Genomic DNA, 503 nt, shown 5'->3' on the forward strand with positions numbered 1-503 from the left:
GAGAAGAAGAAGGTCACGTGGGCATACTTCTCGGTTTCGGCGATGCGCAGCTGTGTCTTGCCGTTTTTCGCCAGGTAATCGCCCAGTACGTTTTCCAGGCTACCCGCAGCGAAAGCCGACGGCGCGGGGATGCTGGCGGCGTATTGGGTCAGCATGACGAAACCGGCCAGTTTTGGCTGGCGAGCACGTTCGAATTCCTTGAAATCGTCTTCGACGAACACGCGGGTCAGTTCGCGGGCACGGTCGGCGCGGAAGTTCATGAAGACCACGGCGTCGCCATCTTCGACCTTCACCKGCTCACCGATGCTGGTGGCTTTGACGAATTCGTCGCTCTCGCCACGTTCGTACGCGGCTTGCAGGCCTTCCTGGGCGGTGGCGGCATTGAATTCGCTGGCGCCATCGACGATCAGGTTGTAGGCCTGGGACACGCGATCCCAACGGTTGTCACGGTCCATGGCGTAATAACGGCCAATGATGCTGGCGATCCGGCCTTTGCCGAGGGC

The 503-nt window shown here is 60.6% G+C and carries 1 pseudogene; it reads right to left on the minus strand.

Going from position 1 to position 503, the window contains the following annotated elements:
* A pseudogene (locus tag AC1DF0_RS32145) lies at positions 1–503 on the minus strand (2,3-bisphosphoglycerate-independent phosphoglycerate mutase); the annotation flags it as partial.

Source organism: Paenibacillus sp. 05T425, assembly GCF_056396205.1.